Origin of the sequence: Ruminiclostridium josui JCM 17888 (assembly GCF_000526495.1) — a bacterium.
Taxonomy (GTDB): Bacteria; Bacillota; Clostridia; order Acetivibrionales; family DSM-1351; genus Ruminiclostridium; species Ruminiclostridium josui.
Genome location: NZ_JAGE01000001.1, coordinates 2,448,327 through 2,469,666, shown reverse-complemented (window position 1 = coordinate 2,469,666; position 21,340 = coordinate 2,448,327). Strand labels below are relative to the sequence as shown.

The window sequence follows — 21,340 nt, the reverse complement described above, 5'->3', positions numbered from 1 at the left end:
CTTAAACCTTCTGTTCTTCACCCGTTACATTTAATGCAATATCAAACTCCGCCCATACCTTTTCAAGTCCCAAACGATTAGCCGTTGAAAATGGTATAACCTTTTCAGCTCCGTCCAACTGTAAAACCTTTCGTATATCATTTATACGTGGATTTATCTGTCCCCTGGATATTTTATCAGCCTTATTGGCAATTATAATGGTATTTAGTCCAAAGCCCTTTAACCATTGATACATCATAATATCGTCCTTACTGGGAGAATGTCTGATATCTACAAGCAAAACAACCATTTTAAGAAAGTTTTCTTTCCTTGAATACAAATATGTTTCGATAATATTCGCCCATGATGCTTTCATCTCTTTTGATACATTGGCAAAGCCGTATCCAGGCAAGTCCACTAAATAAAAAAGATCATTAACATTAAAGAAATTTATCTGTCTGGTTTTACCGGGAGTTGACCCTACTCTTGCAAGACTTTTTCTGTTAACCAAAGTATTAATTATTGAAGACTTGCCTACATTTGACCTTCCTGCAAAAGCTATCTCCGGAAAACCCTTAACCGGGTATTGGTTTGGCTTTACAGCCGTAATTTCGTGTGAAGCACTCTTAATAATCATAAAACCTCCGAAAATTCACAATTTTATTATTATAATGCCCAATATTTCATATGAAAAAATCAAATTTCTCTAACAACGTTTTTTATCCATTTATTGGACCTTAATCTGGTAATACCGCAAATCATTTTCACGATTTCTTCAGCCATTACCAAGAGGACAACCCACTGAACATCAAGCCTTAGCACCAATGCTCCTATAAAAGAAAGAGGAACACCTATAAACCACATTGTAATGCTTTCAGCTATAAATGCAAAGGTAGCATCCCCACCTCCACGTAAAACTCCTACAATGACAACTATATTTGTAAATCTTATGGGCAAAATAATTGAGTTCATTGCCATAAGAATTATAGCTGTTTCAATAACATCACTGCTTACCTTAAACAGACTTACAATCGCTGGAGAGAACAGATATAAAAGACCTCCCAAAATGACCCCACCAATTATACAAAGCCGGACAAATCTCCAAGCGTACTGTCTTACTTTCTTTTCCTCTCCTGCTCCTATAGCATGTCCTGTCATAACTGCCGAAGCACTGGCCATGCCAAAGGCCGCAACCATAAACATGTTTACTACATTGTTTGTAATCTGCACTGCATCAAATGCTTCAGTACTTATTCTGCCATACGCAATTGAATATACTGCAATACCCACACCCCAGCACATTTCATTAAGAATTACCGGGATGGTAGTCTTAGTTATCCTGCCCAGTAAATCTTTCGTAACTTTTCTAAGTTCACTGATTCTAAATCTAAGGAGTGGAAAATACTTTGATACAAAAAATAAAAATATAAATAATTCAACTATTCTTGCTATTAATGTACCTGTTGCTGCGCCTCTCACGCCCATTGCCGGCATACCAAATCTTCCGTATATCAGTACAAAATTAAGAAGAGTATTAAGTCCCAATGCTGACGCACTTATTATCATTGGCATAGCAGACTTTCCAATACTTCGGAGAGCCACACTGAATCCAAAACTTATTGCTGCAAATACAAAACTCACACTGAGTATTCGTAAAAAACCGGCGCCCTGACTAATAACCACAGGATCGGTATTAAAAATAGAAATAATCTGTTCGGGCAACAATAACCCTATAGCTGCCAACAAAAGAGTAGCACCTGCAGCTATTGCGATATCCATATTTACCACTCTGCCTATATTATCATGGTCCTTTTTACCCCAGAATTGGGCAACATAAATACTACATCCGCTATGTATTGCATTATAAAGTAAAAATACTATTAAACCATACTGATTAGCAACACCAACAGCTGCTAATGCTTGATTCCCTAAAGCACCAACCATTACAGAATCCACGACACCAAGAGATGTTGAAATTAAGCTTTGAATAGTTATTGGTAATGCCAGTGTAAGAAGCTTCAAATAAAATTCCTTGTTTTTTGCCAGTAACCTTTGCATTTATCCCCCTGTATAAATCCCCATAATTATCCTCACGTGATTATACTACACCCGTAAAAAAAAAGCAAAGAACCAGTTATTCACTGGTTTTTGCTTTTTTATTTGTATTTAATAAGATGATTGCTTTTATTACTAAATTGTATTAAAATTAATTCATACTAAATTTAAATAAACTTTTTTAATAGCTCGCTTTTTGGTTTATGTATGTATATTATAAACCTAAGAGTCCAGCTATTTTTTCTATTACCCAATCTGCACAGCCAGAAAGGAAGTCAACTACTGCGTCTACACCAGCTGCAACTGCTTCGGTAATTCCCCAACCAGCTATTTGCTCTATTGCCCACTTTACTGCTCCTGGAAGTTTATTCTAGTTCGTTACCAAATATGATGCTATTTTTCTTATTAATGCTCCCATTTAAAATCTCTCCTTCGTATTTTATTATCATCTTATTAAAAATACACAAAGTAATTAGATAATTATTTTTTTTTGACTTTTTGAACTATGTATCCAATAAATATAAGAACCCCGAACGTAAGAATACCAACTATAATATTACGAATCATAATACCTCCTTATTGTTTTACTAAGTATTACTGTTGCTAAATAATTAATTTATAATCATTTGTGTTTACTTCAAAAATATTTCTTCAAGAGTAATGCTATTTTGTGTAACCGAATAAATGCTTCCCTTCTTATTCACAATCTGTGTTATTATATATGCAATCTCTTCTTCGCTGTCCACTTTAAAAGTAAAGACATTTTTATTGCTATTTACCATTTTGGTTACAACAAATTCACTAATATCCGATATGTCTGAAGGAATATCAGCCTTAATTGTAACAGTGATATTCTTACAAAAGGATTTTCTGATATCAGTTATTGAGCCGCACAAATCAATATGTCCACCTTTTAAAATTGCAATACTCGTACAAATTTTCTCTATCTCATTCAGATTGTGTGAGGTTAAAAATATTGTAGTCCCTTTCTTATTTAAATCTACAATGAGTTTCTGTATATTGATAATTGATTCAGGATCAACCCCGGAAGTAGGTTCGTCTAGAAACAATAGTCTAGGTTCACCAATAAGTGCCTGAGCGAGGCTAATTTTCTTTTTCATTCCGAATGAATAATTCTTTATTTTCATAGTATCTAATACTTCTAAGCCAACCATTTTAAGAAGCCTGTGTGCATCCGTTGAATTATTTTTTATATTTTTAAGATTTGACATGTATCTTAAAAATTGTACCGCCGTCATATCGCCATACAAATTAGCTACATCCGGCATAACACCTATCTCTTTTTTAGCAGTATTTATATCTTTATCAGTATAACCAAGCAAATTGAAGCTGCCCTCAGTTTTATTTACATTCCCTGTTAAAACATTTATAAATGTTGATTTACCTGCACCATTTCTCCCCAAAAAGCCAAACAGCTCTTTCTCCGCTATTGACATGCTTATATTATTTAAAACAACTTTATTACCAAATTTTTTTGATAGATTAAACGTTTCAATTGGATTCATTTTATAGATCCTTTCCTATAAAAACTTTTAAAGACATAAGTATGAATAGCACTCCAATAATAGCTGGAATTAATAAATATGGCCCTTCTTTCAGCATATAGTAATAAGGGAATATATACCTTATTACCCTAAATATAATATTTGAATTACTTAAGGTAGACCATAACCCAAGTGTAGGCATTAAAAGACCTACTATTATCCCTAAAAAATTACTTACAGATTGTTTTTCGACTATTGTTGATAAAAAAATCACTAAACAAATAAAGTAAAACATGGCCACAATTATTAACAGATAAATACTTAGGCTAAAGGTTCCTGCAATTGCAGAAACAACTGAAAAACTTACGGTAAGGCATAAAAACCAAAAAGCTGATATTCCTAAAAGCTTTCCAATGATAAATTCAGTTCTTGAAATCTTATTTATTACTAATCTAATCGTCTTTAGTTCAATTTCATTATTTATACAATTATAGGATATCGTTGATACAAAAATATAGCCAAATAAAATTACTAATAATCTTATACTTGAATAAAATGCAGTATTATTCTTAAAGCCTAATAAACTTTCATTGGATTTAAAAAAATTAGAAGCACTGTAACTTACAATAATGAAAATGGCTACAATAACTAATGCTTTAAAAGTTTTTAATTGCTTAAATAGTTCGGTTCTTGCAACAGAAATCATTTTAGCATCCTTTCATGTTATTATTTTTTATTGACATAAAAATCTCACTAAACACTTTATTATCAAAATCTATATGTTTTTTTGAGATATATTTCTCCATATATTGATTAAAACAGATATTAAACACACCAGATACCACCCAATATACAACTATTGCTGACTTAACAGATAATGAACAATAAAATATAATAACTGCCATGATTGAGGATAATATGTATTGTAAACTTCTATGGTCTTTTGGTAGACCTTTAATATATATGGTTTCGTTAATTATTATGGTTATCAAGTATATGATGGATAAAAAAAAGTCTTTATATTTAAGGTTAAACCATAATACATTACACGCTCCGACGAGCCTAATTGAATTTATTAGCATTATTATCACTGTCATTTCAAGAACAAATAAAACAAGCATAGTGACCTTAATCCAGTTTGATGGACACAAGGAATCCCTATATAATAAAAACATGGAGGGATTCAAATGGCTGAGAGAAAAAAGTTTGATAAAGCATTCAAGGAACAGACCGTTGAAAAAATATTGGCAGGTGAAACAACAGCAAGCTTAATGGCAAAAGAAATTGGAGTGCACTACTCAACAGTAAGAGACTGGTTAATCGCTTATGAAAAGGATGGTTCAAGTGCCTTTCCAGGCAGTGGTAACCTTAAGCCTGACGATGATGAAATAAGAAAATTACGCAGGGAATTAGCTAACCTTAAAGAGGAAAATGAAATATTAAAAAAAGCCGCGGCCTATTTTGCGAAAAATCAGAAATAAACAAGTTTAATTTTATCTATAAACACCGCTTCATATTTCGGATTGCAAAGATGTGTCAGGCCCTTCAAGTATCAAGAAGCGGTTATTATGCATATTTTTCACGTAGCGAAAGTAATCGGAGCAAGTCAAATAGAGAGCTCCTTGAAACTATTAAAGAAATCCATAAAAAGAGTCATGGAATTTATGGTGCTCCTCAGATAACAAAGAATCTTCCGGAAAATCAGAAAGCCAGTAAAGGCCGTGTTGCAAGGTTAATGAAGGCAAATGGTATACGTTCCAAAGTGTCAAAGAAATATAAAGCGACTACGTACTCAAATCATAGTCTTCCTGTGGCAGATAACATTCTTAATAGAGAATTTACTGCCAGTAGACCTAACCAGAAGTGGGTATCAGATATTACGTATATTCCTACAAAAGAAGGTTGGCTTTATCTTGCTGGTGTAATGGACCTCTATGGACGTAGGCTTGTAGGATGGGCTATGGCGAACCATATGAGAACGGAGTTGGTATCTGCTGCTCTGAATCAAGCAATTGGAAGAACCGGTGCTAAAGAAGGATTAATAATTCATTCTGACCGGGGAATTCAATACGCCAGTAATGACTATCAAAATCTGCTAAAAAGATATGGATTTGTATGCAGTATGAGCAGAAAGGGCAATTGTTATGATAATGCCCCTATGGAATCTTTTTGGGGCAAACTTAAAATGGAATGGCTAAATGATTATAATTTTGAGACCAGAGCTGAGGCTAAAAAGGCTGTTTTTGAATACATAGAACTGTTTTATAACCGTAAAAGGACTCATTCAGCAAATGGATATATTCCCCCATTCGTGCTGAAGGAAATATCATAGATATTGTAAGAATTAATGAGATAAATAGTGATTCTTGCTGTCTATTTTATTGAGGCAAGGTCATAGTGAAACCATTTTTCATACCGACACAATCGTATAAATATCTTTTTTGTTTTTTACCGATACGTTTTTTTTCCATATTCAGAGATAATTCTTTTACCTTTTGCTCAACTATTTGTTTCAATTTTCTATTCTTAAATCTAATTACATAAATAGGTGTACATAATAATTTCACTATTATTGTTGTAATAATTATTGCTAATATATATCCTGAATGACTAGAAAAAAAAAAATAAAAATATCGTTAATGGGATTCAAGTCTTCACCCTCTCATCTAAAACATTGATATCATACTAATTGTAAACTTTTTACAAAATGTAATAATAACTATGTCTATTTATTAACAATGCTTGTATTTGTAATATAGTAATTTGATTAATTATTAACAATGCATAGTGTAATATGTATTATTTGTAAAGTCAAGTATGTTTTGTAAAATATTGTATAAATGCATATTAAAATCAGTTAGAGAGCATTTATATGCTATTTTTAATAAAATAACGTAGCAATTCAGTAAACCACTTAACGCTCTTGTACTTAGGCAGACCGAGAGCGGCAGGTGAACAGTATGATGTGGCGGAGAGATAGGCACATACCTTGGATGTACATTTTCATAAAGAAAATATTTTGAGGTACACTGCAATATTTTTGTGAAACCTTTCAAGAATACGTCGTTATTATCCTTGGTTTTAAAGCAAGTGTAAAAAAAGGTAAAATTCTCCCTTAAACTTTATGGAGGTAATTTTACCACAATGACCAATTTATTCTAATGTATAGGGACTGCTTATCTACTATTTTCTCTTATAACAGCTTCCCATTGGCCTTCCTCATATTTAATCCTGCTTGGTCAAGCACCTCAATTACTTTTTTGTGCTCAATAGGCCTTTTTATTTTAAGAGTAGTTGTTTTAATCAATTCATCATAGCTCATAATAAAATATCTTATAATTTTGTACTGTGGAATATCCTTGTTTATCCTTCTTATCTCCTGCTGCATAATGTCTGCTAATTCACTTTCAGATGGAAGTCTTCCGTATTTATCTTTTAAAACAGCCTCATTAAGAATCAGCTTAGCACATACCTGTATATCTCCGTCAGGGGCTTCGTTTCCCCATACAAAGGATTCTTTTATACCTTCAATATTATTCAGAAGTATTTCATACTCTTCCGGGAAGGCTTTTTTACCGTTGGTGAGAACAATCATTGACTTGGCCCTTCCTGTAATTGTTATAAACCCTTCGTCATCAATATACCCCAAGTCTCCTGTGTGAAACCAACCTTCTTCATCAATGGCTTCTTTAGTTCCGACTTCGTCATGGTAGTAACCCATCATTACATTCCGACCCCTAGTAATGATTTCACCCATGCCGTTTTCATCAGGGTTATAAATAGCCACCTCTATACCATACAACGGCTGTCCCACAGTACCCGCCTTATTATAAAAATCATTGTTGGCTGCAACAACAGGTGAAGTTTCGGTCAGGCCATAGCCTTGTATAACCTTTAAGCCCAGCATGTCAAAGCCCTCTATTATTTCTTTGTCTATTGGTGCGGCACCTGACACAGCCAGTCTTAATCCCGGTCCCAATTGTTCCAGAATTCTTTTGAAAAACTTTCTTCTTAAATCTATTTTAATGCTGTTAAGTCCTTTTGAAATCTTGGCAAGTACTGCAACCTGCTTTTCCTTCCCTGACTTCTTTATGCCATCTTTCATTTTTTTATACATGGCTTCCAGAATTGCAGGAACTACTACAAGAATAGTTACATTAAATTCCTTCAAGTTTTTGGCAATATGCTTTATTCCCTCACTATACGCTATGCACACACCATTTTTTATCATAAAAAGCATACCAATTGATAATTCAAAAGTGTGATGCAATGGCAGTATTGAAAGATGCACATCATTTGGTAGAACTTTTATTACTGAAGAAACAGCACTTACATCTGAGCAAATATTGCGCTGATTTAACATTACCCCTTTTGACATACTGGTAGTACCCGATGTAAAAAGCAGAACAGACAGCCTTTCTGAATCTACGAATGCATCTGTAAAGCTTCTGTCGCCATTTTTTAGGAGACTTTCTCCCTGTGCAATAAGTCTCTCTATAGTTGTAAATGAAGAAGGATAATCTTCACCTATATCGTCCATACATATAAAGTATTTGATAGTTTTCATTCGTTCTGACAGGCTGCGCATTTGAGCATCAAAATGACTACTGTAGAATATTGCATCTACTTCGCCTCTAATAATCAGTTTTTCAATTTCAATTTCAGGAAGATGTTTATCAAGAGGAACCACTACTCCCGTACCACATGCAATTGAAAAAAAGCTTACTGCCCACTCGTAACGGTTTTCACCTATCACCGCTATCCTTTTGTCTTTTAATCCAAGCTTGTGAAGTGCAGTACCTACGCTAGCTACTTCCGCACCAAAGCTTTTATATGATTTAGTGATAGTGTCTGCACCTGATTTATATATAAATGCAGTTTTATCCCCAAATGTTTCTACGCTTGTTTTTAGTAGTTCCTTAATGTTTGCCACGGGACTGATTTCATAATATCCAAGCCCCTTGACTGTTCTTTTGCCATTTTCATTTGTTATGGAGATTCCATTTTTGGCCATATGCCCTCCTGAAATAAATATAATTATTACCTGGTTATAATTATATTATTGTATTCCTTTTCAATCAATATTACAACAAATATATTTAATTTTATCTTTCCAATTTATATAAATAATATTTCTCTTTTAAATCAGCTGTCGTTATGAAATCAAAAATACGAAAAGGAGGTTCCTCTACACCGAAGAACCTCTCTGAATGATAGTGCTCCATTTAAATATACACATAAGTACTGTATTTATTACATTTTTCTTATATTTTTTCTAAATTAATAGTTTCTATATATATTAATACTAAAGTTTTATATTTGGAAAATTATTAAAATATTCCATCAGAAACATAATAAATTTTTTGTGTATCTTTTTTATTCGTTGGGTCTGAAACTATATTAAAATAAACTCTACCATCTTTGGTTTGTACACCCTCTATTTCATGGCTCCCTACATTTGTAATATTTACAAGGGTTTTATATGCTCCTGTGTTTGACATCAAAGCAATCTTTGGAGTATCTCCTTCTGCCCCTCCTGTTACATATATTTTTGTATTATCAATCATATCAATACCCTGGAAGGATGAGTTTGGCCTGACAATAGAGTCTCCTGATTGTGTAAAACTAGCAACACAGGCATTTACCGCCGCTGAACTATTCATTTGCACCTGTTCATTGTTGTCAAGTAGTTTGTTTAATGCTGCGGTGTTATAAATTGAGTAGGTAACTGTCCCTGATGTAGTTTGCACTCTGAAAACAGTGTAGGTACTATTTCCTCCACCATCAACACGGTATGTTGTACCCAAACTCGAGCCAGTCTTATTTGCATAATTCATGTAAGTGAATCGATGAAGATCCGTATAATCATATGTTGCACCAGCCTTATATTGAAGTCTGGCTACCTGAAGGGACCAGTAATACGTGGTTGATGGGTCAGCCTTTGAACTAACATAGAGATAATTTATATTATTGTATGTATACATATCTAGGGTTTGTCCATGACCACAGTTGGTGAGTGTCATTTCATCAAGATATGTAGCATCACTTCCATTCATAAGACACCTTGAAAGATAGACTGTTCCCCCAGATCTTTGAGTTACGTAAAGATATGTTGAAGCAATGTAAAATTTTTGAACTGCCAAGTTGTGCTTAAGACCCTTGATATTATATGCAAGTGTTGCAGAAGCGTTAACAGTTTTAGACGGAGATGCCGCAAATATGGGTAAAACAGACATTGCCAAAATAAGAACTGAGAGGGCAACGGAAATTAATCTTTTTATTAGTCTATTTTTATGACATGATACTTGTGTTTGATACACGTTAATATTTTCATTAAACATCTTATTACCTCCATAAAAAATAATTTAATTATTATTCACAAATTTTCGAAAGTTGGAGCACCCACTACAATTAATCCATTTGCAATTAACTCCTTAATTTTTTCTTCACAATCAAACCCTCCTTATTTTTTTATAACCCAATGATATCATACATTTTTTTAAAAATTTGTTAAAATATGTAAATTAGTAATTACTTTTTTTGTCCTTATGTTTAGTTGCAAATTGAAAAAATAAATTGCGATAGTGCAGCAATATAGGCATCCATAGTATTCGGCCTGGACTCACTGTTATTTCACATAGTACAAAGCTTAATACAACATAAAAAGAACTATGCATAAATAATGCATAGTTCTTTTTATGTAAAGCTGTATCCCTATATTGCCCTATATATTACTATTTTTACTCCATCCTCAGCAGGGAAGCCTTCCCCTACTAAAATATCATGGTTTAGAAAATCTAAAGCCTTACTATTTGTTATTATCTTTGGATAAGTTCTGAACAAAATACCTTGCAGATTTTTGCCCATGTGGCCGTTATTCTCTATGAAAATTTTGCAGGACTCACCTGTGTAATCCTTCCCCTCAAGCATATATCTTGCGGACAAGGTATGTCTGTCGTCAAACTTTCCAATAATTTGAGTATCAATCCCTCCAGGAAGAACTTGTCCTTCAAAATATTTTCCGTCTGCACTGCCTGTGAAAGAAATCATTACAACTGAATCACCATTATCGTTTTTTAAATCAATTGCACTTTCTATTTTAACGTTTACTGTTAATATTTCTTCAAAATTCATATGATTTCTCCTTAGCTTATAAATTCATAGCTTGTCCCATCTTATCATTGTCTCCATTTATGATAAGGAAAGCTCATCCATGCTAATCTACATTTAAAACCTATATGTTTCTGGCAACTTCATAGGCATCCCAAATAGCGTACATTATGTTAGCTACCTTACGTGCATCCCCTATCAAATGAATATCGTCAATATCATATTTAATCTGCTCATAAATAGTCCGTTCAGAATTGTAGCCTACTGCTAAAACTACACTGTCGGCACAAATCTCTCTGATATCTCCAGAAACATCTACCAAAGCACCTTTTTCAGTTGTCTTTATTATCTTTGAGGAAGTAAGTACTTCAATGCCCTTATATGGTACTAATCTTTCCAACATCTCTGAATTTGCATGACACAGAGGGCCGTTTAATGCAAGAAGTTTGTTTTGTATTTCTACAATAGTAACTTTTTTGCCTTTTTCTGCAAGCCAGAGTGCAAGCTCACAGCCAACCAACCCACCTCCCACAACAATTACTTCATTGCCTGATTCTTCTTTTTCAAGCAGAACATCTTCTGCTGTAAAAACCTTATTATGTTCACCCAAATTGAATATCTTGGGTTTTGAACCTGTGGCAATTATAACTGTATCTGCATCACTGTTTTTTATAATCTCCGCAGTTAATTCTGTATTACAATTCACCTTTACACCAAGTTCTTTAAGAGTTTCTTCATACCAAGCCACCAACAAAAGATCATCTTCTTTAAAGTCAGGCGCTCCTCCGGGTAACAAATTACCACCAAGTCGACTGCGTTTTTCGTACACAACCGGCTTGTGACCACGAAGTGCCAGAACCCTGGCTGCTTCACAACCTGCAACTCCTCCACCTACTATAAGTACTGTTTTACTTTTTAAAGCTGGAGTCAAGCCATGTATTGTTTCTCTACACGCTTCAGGGTTTACAGCACAGTTTAAAGCAGAATATTCTTGAATACGCCCCATACATCCTTCTTGGCAGGACAGACAAGGTCTTATGGATTTTAGTTTACCTGCTCTAAGTTTATTCACTAAATCTGGATCAGCTAGCAAAGGACGGCCAAGACTGATAATATCACAGGCGCCATCATCAATAGCTTTTAGCGCCAGATCAGGATTATCCATACGCCCTGCACACAAAACAGGAACATTTACAGCCTCTTTTACAATTTTAGCAAAGGGTATATATAGCCCTTTTTCCTGATACATTGGAGGATGACTCCACCACCAGGAATCATAAGAACCTACATCTACGTCAAGAGCATCATACCCATAGGAAACCAGTAATTTTGCCGCTTCGATACCTTCCGGTATATCTCTTCCTTTTTCCTCAAACTCTTCTCCCGGCAAAGCTCCTTCACACCAATCCTTAATAAAGCTCTTAGGACTGAATCTCAATGTAACAGGGAAGTCCTCTCCGCATCTCATTTTAATCTCTTCAACAATTTCTCTGGCAAATCTAAGCCTGTTCTCAAGACATCCTCCATATTCGTCTGTACGGTGGTTGAAAAAAGAAATTGCAAACTGATCAATAAGGTAGCCTTCGTGTACAGCATGAATCTGAACTCCGTCAAACCCTGCACGTTTTGCGTTATAGGCCCCGTCTCCGAATTTCTTAATTATTGATTTTATCTCCTCCACAGTCAATTCACGACAAGTTTTGTCCAACCACCTGTGTTTAATTGGTGAAGGTGCAACAGGAGGATATTCACCCAGATTTGTTGGAATTGTTACTCTACCGAAGCCTCCGCTAAGTTGTAAAAATATCTTTGCATCGTATGCGTGAATGCGTTCTGTCATCTCTCTAGCAGTACGGACAAAGTGTACCGAATTGTGAGTAGAACATGGGACATTTGGCATTCCATGTTCTTCAATCTCATTATCTACAAATGTAACTCCGGTAATAATCAATCCTGTACCACCTTTGGCACGAGCAGTATAGTAGTCGATTCCACGCTGATTGAAACCGCCCTCTGCATCTGCCAAACCTAACGGCCCCATAGGAGCCATGGCAAACCGGTTTTTCATTTCTACAGAACCAATTTTGATGGTTTCGAATAACTTTTCATACTTTTTTAGCATAGAAATTCCCCAACCTTACTTAAATTATTTTTATTATGTAAATTTATATTATGTTGCTTAAAATGTTTTTAAGATTTATATATTGATTGATAAATACTTCAGACAAGATCTCATTATTAATGATAGTTGTTAACATAACATCATATCCTTTTTCAATAGATTTTATAACAAATATTTTGAATGATTTATATAAATAATTGTATACTTATATCATATATAAAGTAAAGTTCCTATATTAAAGTAAAATTACCTATTAATAAAAGAATATGTATATTTTTCATAGCTCATTTCTGCCGAAATGTTACATAAAATCAAAACAGCAGCTGTAAAAAATACAACTGCTGTTTTATTAATAATTAAGTTATTTTATACTTTTTTAAAGTGAGTTAACATAAATATTTCTTACTGATTCCTTGGTTGCCTTAACAGGTGCAATACCCAGCAGTCCATCAAGACTCGGTGTCTCAAATGCAAGGTTTACAAGTTTGTCAACAACACTGTCGTCAAACCCTTCATCTCTCAAATGTGACTTAACACCTACACTCTCTATCCAACTTCTAAGGCCTGCATACACCTTATCAGCTTCATCTGCTGAGCCCTTCAATCCTGGAAGAATCGGCTCAAAAATCTCTGCCAGGACTTCTCCTGAAGCTGGATAAATTTCCTTTACAACCGCTGGCAGCAGCATTGCCAGTCCAAGTCCATGTGCAAGGTCAGGTTTTACGGCACTTAATGGATGTTCCAGCGCATGTGTATAATGCAGCAAGCCGTTGTCAAAGGAAGTTCCTGCTATCAATGAAGCATATAAAAGATAATATCTTGCAGTCAGATTTTCAGGTTCCTTTATTGCGATAGGTAAATATTTTGCAACCAGTCTTATTGTTTCCTTTGCCAGAAGAATAGCCAAAGGATTTGTTACTACGGTTGTTGAAGCCTCAACAACATGATTTATAGCGTCAACTGATACATATATTGTTTGTTCAGTCGGTAACTTTGTCATTAATGCAGGGTCGTCAATAGCAAACAAAGGATAAATGCAATCATATGCTATTGCAGGCTTATATTCTTTAGCCGGAATACTAACAACTGCAAATCTGTCAACTTCAGTACCTGTTCCATGAGTAAGGTTTATAGCAATAACCGGAACTGCCTTATCAGGAGCAAACTTTAATTCATAAAGCTCTGTTGCATTCTTTTCAGGATAAGCCAAAAGTATTGCAACACTCTTAGCTGCATCAATAGGGCTTCCTCCGCCTATTGCAATAACAGCCTCAGCACCAAATGCTTTTGCTTCTGCAGTTGCTTCGTCTACATGATCAACTGTTGGGTTGGGAGTAACTTTACTATATAATAAGTACTTGATTCCATTATCTTCAAGGGCTTTCTTTGTTACGTCCCATGCACCTGTTTTAATATGTGAACTTTTCCCCGTCATAACTATAACTTTTGTTATACCTCTTCCGGACAAGTTTGCTGCAACATCCGCCATCTTGTTGATAGCCCCTACACCAAAAAAGGTTGTTGTTTTAGCCCTAATTTCTACTACTTGGTTAATGTCAATTTTATTTTCCCACATAACTTTACCCTCCATTTATTTTAATTTATTTACCTACTAACTTTATACCCTATGTCATTAATATAAAACTACATTGTTAAAAAAACAACAATGATTTTCTATATTTAAACATACTTTTTCTCTGTCTGCGTATTTTATCTTCATCTAATAGAGGATTACATAATTTTATCAATATATCAACCGTTTTCCTTTATTATTGGTTTAGTACTTCAAACCAACCCTGAGGATGTTTACATACAGGACAAATTCCTGGTGCTTCCGTACCCTCATGTATGTGTCCGCAGTTGGTACAAATCCACTTAACAGGTGCAGTCTTTTTATATAATGTCTGATTTTCAAGTTCAGCTGCCAACTGTTTGAATTTTTTCTCATGTTCCCCTTCGATTTTTGCTATCATTCTAAAAGCAGCCTCTACTTGGGGAAAACCCTCTTCCTTGGCAACATCAGCAAAGGCAGGATATGCTTTTGAATTTTCTTCATGCTCACCTTCAGCAGCTGCTTTAAGGTTTGCAAGTGTATCTCCCAGTTCAAATGGGTATCCCCCGTTTACATTAACATTATTCTCGCCAGGCCCCAATCCATTAATCAATAAATCATAGAATACCTTTGCGTGAGCCTCCTCGTTTTTTAATATTTTTGTAAACTCCTGTTCGATAATAGTATGGCCCTCTTTCTTGGCATACTTTGCGTAAAATGTATACCTATTTTTTGCCTGTGATTCCCCCGCAAAAGCTCTTGCAAGGTTTTCAGAAGTTCTTGTTCCTGATAACTTTCCCATAGATATCCTCCTATAATAGAATTTAATGTATATTGTTTCCTCTGAAAAGTAATTTATGCAAATTATCCAAAAACATATTTAATCTACCAACATTATAGATAAGGCAACTAATTACATAAAGCAAAACCCTATGGTTCGACTTATTTCACAGTCTGTCCATAGGGTTTTTATACTTAAAAAAAGTTTATTTATTTTGAAGTAATCTCAGTCCATATCTTATCATAATCCTTGATAGAGGCATCCAAATCAACGAAAACCTCGCAGTCTTTTATCTGTTCATCAGTTGGATATGCTGCAATGTCCTTTAACAACGCAGGGTCAAGCTTTTTCTTTGCTTCAGTTTGTGGAGTTGAGTATCCAATATAGTTGGTATTTTCAAGTGCAATTTCAGTATCACACATAAAGTTTATAAACTCCTCAGCTTCCTTCTGGTGCTTTGCTGTACTTGGTATTACCATAGAGTCAAACCACAAATTGCTACCTTCCTTAGGAATTACATAGTCCAAATCTTTGTTCTGACTCTTCATGTATACTGCATCTCCTGACCAGACTACAGCCAATGCTCCTTCTCCCATTATCATCTTATCCTTGACTTCGTCTCCAACATAGGCCTGTACAATATCTTTCTGTTTTATTAATTCGTTCTTGGCTTTTTCGAGTTCATCTTTGTTTTTAGTGTTAAGGGAATAACCAAGTTTCTTTAATGCAACTGCTATAGAATCTCTTTGGCTGTCAAGCATGAATATCTGTTTGTCATATTTCTTGTCCCATAGTATATTCCAGCTGTCCACAGGTTCCTTAACCATTGTTTTATTGTAAATAATACCTACAGTCCCCCACATATAAGGAACCGAGTACTCATTATTGGGGTCGAAAGAAAGATTCTTGAACTTTTCTTCAATATACTTGTAGTTTGGTATATTATTAAGATTTATTTTCTTAACCAAACCTTCTTTTATCATTTTCTTTATCATATAGTCTGATGGAATGGCAACATCATAATCACTTCCACCGGCTTTAAGCTTTACATACATTTCTTCATTAGTAGGGAATATATCATAAACAACGTTTATGTTGAATTTATCCTCAAATTTCTGAATCACATCCTCCCCGATGTAATCTCCCCAGTTGTAAACCTTTAAGGTTACTTTATCACTTGAAGCCCCTCCGCAACCTGTTAATGCTACACTACCAGCAACCACAACTGCTGCTAAAATACCAGATAATATTCTTCTCATTTTAAACCTCCATGCCACCAGTTTTAATTGACTTCCTTTTCTTTTCCTCTCTGTCTGAACGTATATTTATTATAAAAAGTAGAAGCAGTACGCCGCCAAACATAAGAGTAGATAATGCATTAATTGTTGGTTTTACACCTGTTCTTGCCATTGAATATATGGTAATGGACAGATTTGAAACTCCTGAACCTGTAGTAAAGTAGCTTATGACAAAATCATCTATTGAGAGGGTTATTGCCATAAGAAATCCCGATACAATCCCCGGCATTATTTCGGGTATTATTACTTTTCTAAGTGCATATGATGAACTTGCACCTAAATCCAAAGCCGCCTCATACAAATTTGAATTCATTTGCTTCAACTTTGGCAAAACAGATAAAATAACATATGGTATATTAAATGTCACATGTGCAAGAAGCATTGTAAAAAAGCCCATTTGCATTTTGACAAACGTACCTATGAATACAAACATCAACATAAGAGAAACCCCGGTAACAATGTCCGGATTCAGAACAGGCAAATAAGTCAGATTCATTACAGCAGTCTTTTTTGCCTTCTTCATACTATGTATTCCTATTGCCGCCAATGTTCCTATTACAACGGCAATTATCGAAGAAAGCAATGCTATGACAATCGTATTGTAAAGAGCATCCTTTATCTGGGAATTTCTAAACAACTCCCCATACCATTTTAAAGTAAAGCCGGTCCAGTTACCTCGGGACTTGGATTTATTAAAGGAAAAGGCAATCAAAACTACTATGGGTAAATACATAAAAAGCAGTATTAGACCTAAGTATGACTTCATTATTATCTTTTTTACCATAGTGCTGCCCCTCCTCCCTTGTCCTCATCAAATCTGGACATAATTGCTATGCTTATTAATATGAATATCATCATTATTATTGAAATAGTCGCACCAAAATTCCAATCATACACCGTCAGGAACTGTCTCTCAATGAGATTTCCTATAAGGGTATACTGTGCACCTCCTAGAAGCTTTGATATTACAAAGGTTGTAACTGCCGGCATAAATACCATAGTCAGTCCTGACATAACTCCTGGCAAGCTAAGAGGGAGAATTACTCTTCTGAAAACCGTAACCCAGTTTCCTCCCAAATCCTGTGCAGCCTCTACCAACTTGTTGTCTATTTTCATTAGCACTGTATATATAGGCAAAATCATAAACGGAAGAAAATTATAAACCATACCAAGTATTACAGCCCCATTTGTGTACAATATATTAATGGTTGGGAGATGGAAAAACGACAGTATGGAGTTTATTATTCCGTTTTTTTCCAGCAATGTTAGCCATGCATATGTACGAAGCAGAAAGTTCATCCACATGGGTATTATAAAAAGTAAGGACATGGTAGTCTTTTTACTGTACTCCTTACTGGCAAGTATAAGTGCAACTGGATACCCTACTATAAGACACACAAAGGTACTTAAAAGTGCCAGCCAGAGTGACTTAAATAAAACACCAAAAAATATAGGGTCACAAAATCTATAAAAATTTTGCAGTGAAAACCTGAATCCCTGCTCATCCTTTACTGTAAATCCATAAAAAAGAATTAGCAATGAAGGTATAATTATAAATATAGCCATCCATACAAGGTATGGATAAGACAACCACTTCTTTTTCATTATCAGCCCATCCTTTTCATAATATGAATATCATTTGGGTTCATTACCATACCTACCTTTTTCCCAGTCTCTTCCATCTGGGTGCTGTGGACTGTCCAGACGTAATCCTGCCCTTCCACAAGCATTTCATAATGAACTCCTTTAAAGGTAACTGACTTTACCATACCTGATATCATTCCTTTATTTTCACTGACAAGTTTGATATCCTCAGGTCGCACTACTACATCTATTTCCTCATTCTCTGAAAAGCCTTTGTCGAGGCACTCAAAGACCCTGTTTGCAAATTCAACAGTGAAATCCTTTATCATCTTTCCTTTTATAATATTGCTCTCACCTATAAAATCAGCTACAAACGCATTCTTAGGCTCGTTGTAAATCATTTGAGGAGTACCTATTTGCTGTATACTGCCTGCATTCATAACCACTATTGTGTCAGACATTGTAAGAGCTTCTTCCTGGTCATGGGTAACATATACAAAGGTTATACCCGTTTGTTTGTGTATATTTTTCAGCTCTATCTGCATCTCTTTACGAAGTTTTAAATCCAATGCCCCAAGTGGCTCGTCAAGCAACAAAACCTCCGGCTGGTTTACAAGTGCCCTGGCTATTGCAACTCTCTGCTGCTGTCCACCTGACAAGGAATCCACCGATCTTTTCTGAAAGCCTTTAAGATTTACAAGCTCTAGCATCTCATCAACTTTCTTGTTTATTGTTACTTTGTCCAATTTTTTGATTTTCAGTCCAAATGCTATATTTTCATATACATTCATATGAGGGAAAAGTGCATATTTCTGAAATACTGTATTGACCTTTCTTTGATATGGAGGAAGATCATTTATCCTTTTGCCTTCAAAAAAAACATCTCCACTATCAGGCTTTTCAAACCCACCTATTATTCTAAGTGTAGTTGTTTTTCCGCATCCGCTTGGCCCAAGAAAGGTAATGAACTCATTTTTTAAAATGTACAAATTGATATTGTTTAGAACCTGCATATCATCAAAACTTTTTTTAACATTCTGTAGTAATATAATTGGTTTATTTTCGCTCATTATTTTCCTCCATTTTAAAAACTAGGCGGTGATGATACCCATAGGATAACAGACTGACTTTTGACTGAATTAACTATTTTATGGGTTTTGACAGGTTTAAAGTAAAAACATTCACCTTTTTTCACCTTGTACTTTTGAGTCCCCAGAAAAACTGTCACTCCCCCGCTGATAACATATCCGAATTCTTCACCATCATGGGGATTGTCAAGCTCCGAACTGCCTCCCGGCTCCAATTTTATGAGAATAGGCTCCATGGTGTTCTTCTGGGCATTCGAAACAAGCCAGTGTATTATATAACCCGAATCCTTGTCTTCTTTTGTAAAAACGTCATCTTTTTTAAAAACAACCTTCTCGTTAACAGATTCATTAAAGAAGTCTTTTATATTAGTTCCAAGTGATTCAAGGATATCTATCAGGGTTGCAATAGAAGGAGAAGTCAAATCCCTCTCAAGCTGTGATATAAAGCCTTTTGACAATTCGCACCTTCCGGCAAGTTCTTCCTGTGTAAGACCATTTTTAACTCTTAGCTGTTTTATTTTTTCACCGATTTTCATTTATGTTCCTCATTTAGCATAAGTAAACTTTTTGTTTACTCTAATTAAACAACAAATAAATGTATATCATATTATATTATCAGTGTCAATAAAATCTTTGGTTTTTTTGCATAAATATACAACATGCACTTAAAATGCTAACTTTTTATCCATAAAAAAGCAGTTACACATTTTAGAATGTGCAACTGCTTTACACAAATTTACATATTTTTTTATCCGGCGAAACCCCTTATAAATGCTCTAGTTCTTTCTTTTTTGGGATTTTCAAATATATCCTCAGGCTTCCCTTCTTCTACAATAACTCCGCCATCCATAAAAATTACCCTATCCGCAACTTCTCGTGCAAAATTCATTTCGTGGGTTACAACCACCATTGTCATATGTTCTTCAGCAAGCTGTCTGATAACTTTAAGCACTTCGTTTGTAAGCTGGGGATCAAGAGCAGATGTTGGCTCATCAAAGAACAAAACTTCAGGTTTCAGGGCAAGTGCCCTTGCTATAGCTACTCTCTGACACTGACCTCCTGATAGGTTACACGGATATGCATCTGCTTTATCTTCTAGCCCCATTTTTACAAGCAATTCCATTGCTGCTTTTTTGGCCTCAGTCTTGCTCACTCCTGCAACGCTTACAGGAGCTGCTATAATGTTGTTTAAAACACTATAATGAGGAAAAAGATTGAAGTTTTGAAATACAAGACCTATTTTCAAACGTATCTCCCTCAGCTTCTTTTTGTCTGCGTAGACAGCCCTGCCATGTGCATTTGTAGAAACCATTTCGTCATTCTCTACAAAAATTTCACCCATATCTACTTTTTCCAAAAGATTAATACATCTGAGCAGTGTGCTTTTCCCAGACCCCGATGGGCCTATTATTGCAACAACCTCACCTTTATTAACCTCAAATGAGATTCCTGAAAGTACTACATTACCGTCAAAGCTTTTATATATATCTTTTGCTCTTATCATTTCCATACATTCCCTCCGGATAAATCCCTTTTAACTATCTATAATAATTAAGCTTTTTCTCTGCAAATGAAAAGGCCTGAGCCACAACAAGATTCATTACATAATAGAAGGCTCCGGCAACAAACAAGGGCTGTACCGAGGATATCCTGCTGGAAGCATTTTGGGCTACTCTAAACATTTCTTCCACAGCGATTGTTGATACAAGTGCAGTATCCTTTACAAGAGTTATTACTTCATTGCTAATAGGCGGCAATACCCTTTTTATAACTTGAGGCAAAATTATCTTAAAAAACACCTGCAGTTTTGTAAAGCCTAGAACTTCTCCTGCTTCATACTGCCCTTTCGGAATAGACTCAATTCCACCTCTGAATATTTCAGCAAAGTAAGCCGCATAGTTAAGTACAAATGCAATAACAGCAGCAGTAAATCTGCCCACTTTAGCGTCAAAAACATAGGATGGTGCAAAATATACAACCAGTAGTTGCAGTATTAATGGCGTTCCTCTCATTATGGAAATATAAATACTTGTAATGCCGCTAATAATTATGTTTTTTGATTTTCTACCAAAGGATATAATAAGCCCTAATGGTATTGCAAAAATAAGCGTTAATGCAAATATTTGCAAAGAAACTACCATTCCTTCCAATAACAACAATACCAGCTTCACTGATAAATCCCCTCTCCCTAAAATCATTAACCAAACCGGGCCAACACCCATACTTATCTATTTTATATTACAATAGTACAATTTTCTACACTTAT

General features: G+C 35.0%; 18 protein-coding genes. 1 reads left to right on the top strand and 17 read right to left on the bottom strand.

Features of this window, described 5'->3' with window-relative positions; all coding sequences use genetic code 11:
* Position 1 precedes the first annotated feature (1 nt).
* The 4 genes from yihA to K412_RS0111335 all read right to left on the bottom strand — a co-directional run bounded on the left by yihA (position 2) and on the right by K412_RS0111335 (position 4,245).
* Positions 2-616: a ribosome biogenesis GTP-binding protein YihA/YsxC gene (yihA, locus tag K412_RS0111355; RefSeq protein WP_024833223.1), complete on the bottom strand. Its 615-nt coding sequence runs from the start codon at positions 614-616 to the stop codon at positions 2-4.
* Positions 617-675: 59 nt separating this feature from the next.
* Entirely contained in the window at positions 676-2,037 is a 1,362-nt protein-coding gene (locus tag K412_RS0111350; RefSeq protein ID WP_024833222.1) for an MATE family efflux transporter, read from the bottom strand.
* 629 nt (positions 2,038-2,666) lie between these two features.
* The gene (locus tag K412_RS20695) at positions 2,667-3,560 is read right to left on the bottom strand and encodes an ABC transporter ATP-binding protein (protein WP_034847460.1); all 894 of its coding nucleotides are present in this window, start codon (positions 3,558-3,560) and stop codon (positions 2,667-2,669) included.
* A 1-nt stretch (position 3,561) separates the two neighbouring features.
* The gene (locus tag K412_RS0111335; protein ID WP_024833221.1) at positions 3,562-4,245 is read right to left on the bottom strand and encodes an ABC transporter permease; all 684 of its coding nucleotides are present in this window, start codon (positions 4,243-4,245) and stop codon (positions 3,562-3,564) included.
* A 481-nt stretch (positions 4,246-4,726) separates the two neighbouring features.
* Between K412_RS0111335 and K412_RS0111320 the strand changes: the two genes are divergently transcribed.
* Positions 4,727-5,871 (top strand): IS3 family transposase gene (locus K412_RS0111320; protein WP_278244529.1). Its coding sequence is split into 2 segments (ribosomal slippage): positions 4,727-4,991 and positions 4,991-5,871, totalling 1,146 coding nucleotides; the frame shifts between segments, so codons are not numbered across the junction.
* 861 nt (positions 5,872-6,732) lie between these two features.
* Here the strand turns inward: K412_RS0111320 and K412_RS0111315 are convergent.
* From K412_RS0111315 to K412_RS0111255, 13 genes are all read right to left on the bottom strand, one after another.
* Positions 6,733-8,553 (bottom strand): AMP-dependent synthetase/ligase, encoded by a 1,821-nt coding sequence (locus K412_RS0111315; RefSeq protein WP_024833219.1) that lies wholly within the window; start codon positions 8,551-8,553, stop codon positions 6,733-6,735.
* Between the two features lie 316 nt (positions 8,554-8,869).
* Positions 8,870-9,880, bottom strand: a complete 1,011-nt coding sequence (locus K412_RS0111310) for a phage baseplate protein (RefSeq protein WP_051461025.1) — start codon at positions 9,878-9,880, stop codon at positions 8,870-8,872.
* Between the two features lie 373 nt (positions 9,881-10,253).
* Entirely contained in the window at positions 10,254-10,673 is a 420-nt protein-coding gene (locus tag K412_RS0111305; RefSeq protein ID WP_024833217.1) for a DUF3237 family protein, read from the bottom strand.
* A gap of 100 nt (positions 10,674-10,773) precedes the next feature.
* Complete coding sequence (locus tag K412_RS0111300; protein ID WP_024833216.1) at positions 10,774-12,771, bottom strand: oxidoreductase; 1,998 nt, start codon at positions 12,769-12,771, stop codon at positions 10,774-10,776.
* Positions 12,772-13,147: 376 nt separating this feature from the next.
* Positions 13,148-14,347: an iron-containing alcohol dehydrogenase gene (locus K412_RS0111295; protein WP_024833215.1), complete on the bottom strand. Its 1,200-nt coding sequence runs from the start codon at positions 14,345-14,347 to the stop codon at positions 13,148-13,150.
* Positions 14,348-14,540: 193 nt separating this feature from the next.
* The gene (rbr, locus tag K412_RS0111290) at positions 14,541-15,125 is read right to left on the bottom strand and encodes a rubrerythrin (protein ID WP_024833214.1); all 585 of its coding nucleotides are present in this window, start codon (positions 15,123-15,125) and stop codon (positions 14,541-14,543) included.
* A 188-nt stretch (positions 15,126-15,313) separates the two neighbouring features.
* Positions 15,314-16,363 (bottom strand): ABC transporter substrate-binding protein, encoded by a 1,050-nt coding sequence (locus K412_RS0111285; RefSeq protein WP_024833213.1) that lies wholly within the window; start codon positions 16,361-16,363, stop codon positions 15,314-15,316.
* Position 16,364: 1 nt separating this feature from the next.
* A complete protein-coding gene (locus K412_RS0111280; protein ID WP_024833212.1) occupies positions 16,365-17,186 on the bottom strand; it encodes an ABC transporter permease in 822 nt (273 codons plus the stop codon).
* Complete coding sequence (locus K412_RS0111275; protein WP_034847455.1) at positions 17,180-18,007, bottom strand: ABC transporter permease; 828 nt, start codon at positions 18,005-18,007, stop codon at positions 17,180-17,182. The genes K412_RS0111280 and K412_RS0111275 overlap by 7 nt, the downstream gene beginning before the upstream one ends.
* 2 nt (positions 18,008-18,009) lie before the next feature.
* On the bottom strand, positions 18,010-19,056 hold the full coding sequence (gene potA, locus K412_RS0111270) for a spermidine/putrescine ABC transporter ATP-binding protein (RefSeq protein WP_024833210.1): 1,047 nt from the start codon (positions 19,054-19,056) through the stop codon (positions 18,010-18,012).
* 14 nt (positions 19,057-19,070) lie between these two features.
* The gene (locus tag K412_RS0111265) at positions 19,071-19,610 is read right to left on the bottom strand and encodes a helix-turn-helix domain-containing protein (protein ID WP_024833209.1); all 540 of its coding nucleotides are present in this window, start codon (positions 19,608-19,610) and stop codon (positions 19,071-19,073) included.
* Positions 19,611-19,822: 212 nt separating this feature from the next.
* Positions 19,823-20,584 (bottom strand): amino acid ABC transporter ATP-binding protein, encoded by a 762-nt coding sequence (locus tag K412_RS0111260; RefSeq protein ID WP_024833208.1) that lies wholly within the window; start codon positions 20,582-20,584, stop codon positions 19,823-19,825.
* Between the two features lie 28 nt (positions 20,585-20,612).
* Positions 20,613-21,245: an amino acid ABC transporter permease gene (locus K412_RS0111255; RefSeq protein ID WP_024833207.1), complete on the bottom strand. Its 633-nt coding sequence runs from the start codon at positions 21,243-21,245 to the stop codon at positions 20,613-20,615.
* Positions 21,246-21,340 lie beyond the last annotated feature (95 nt).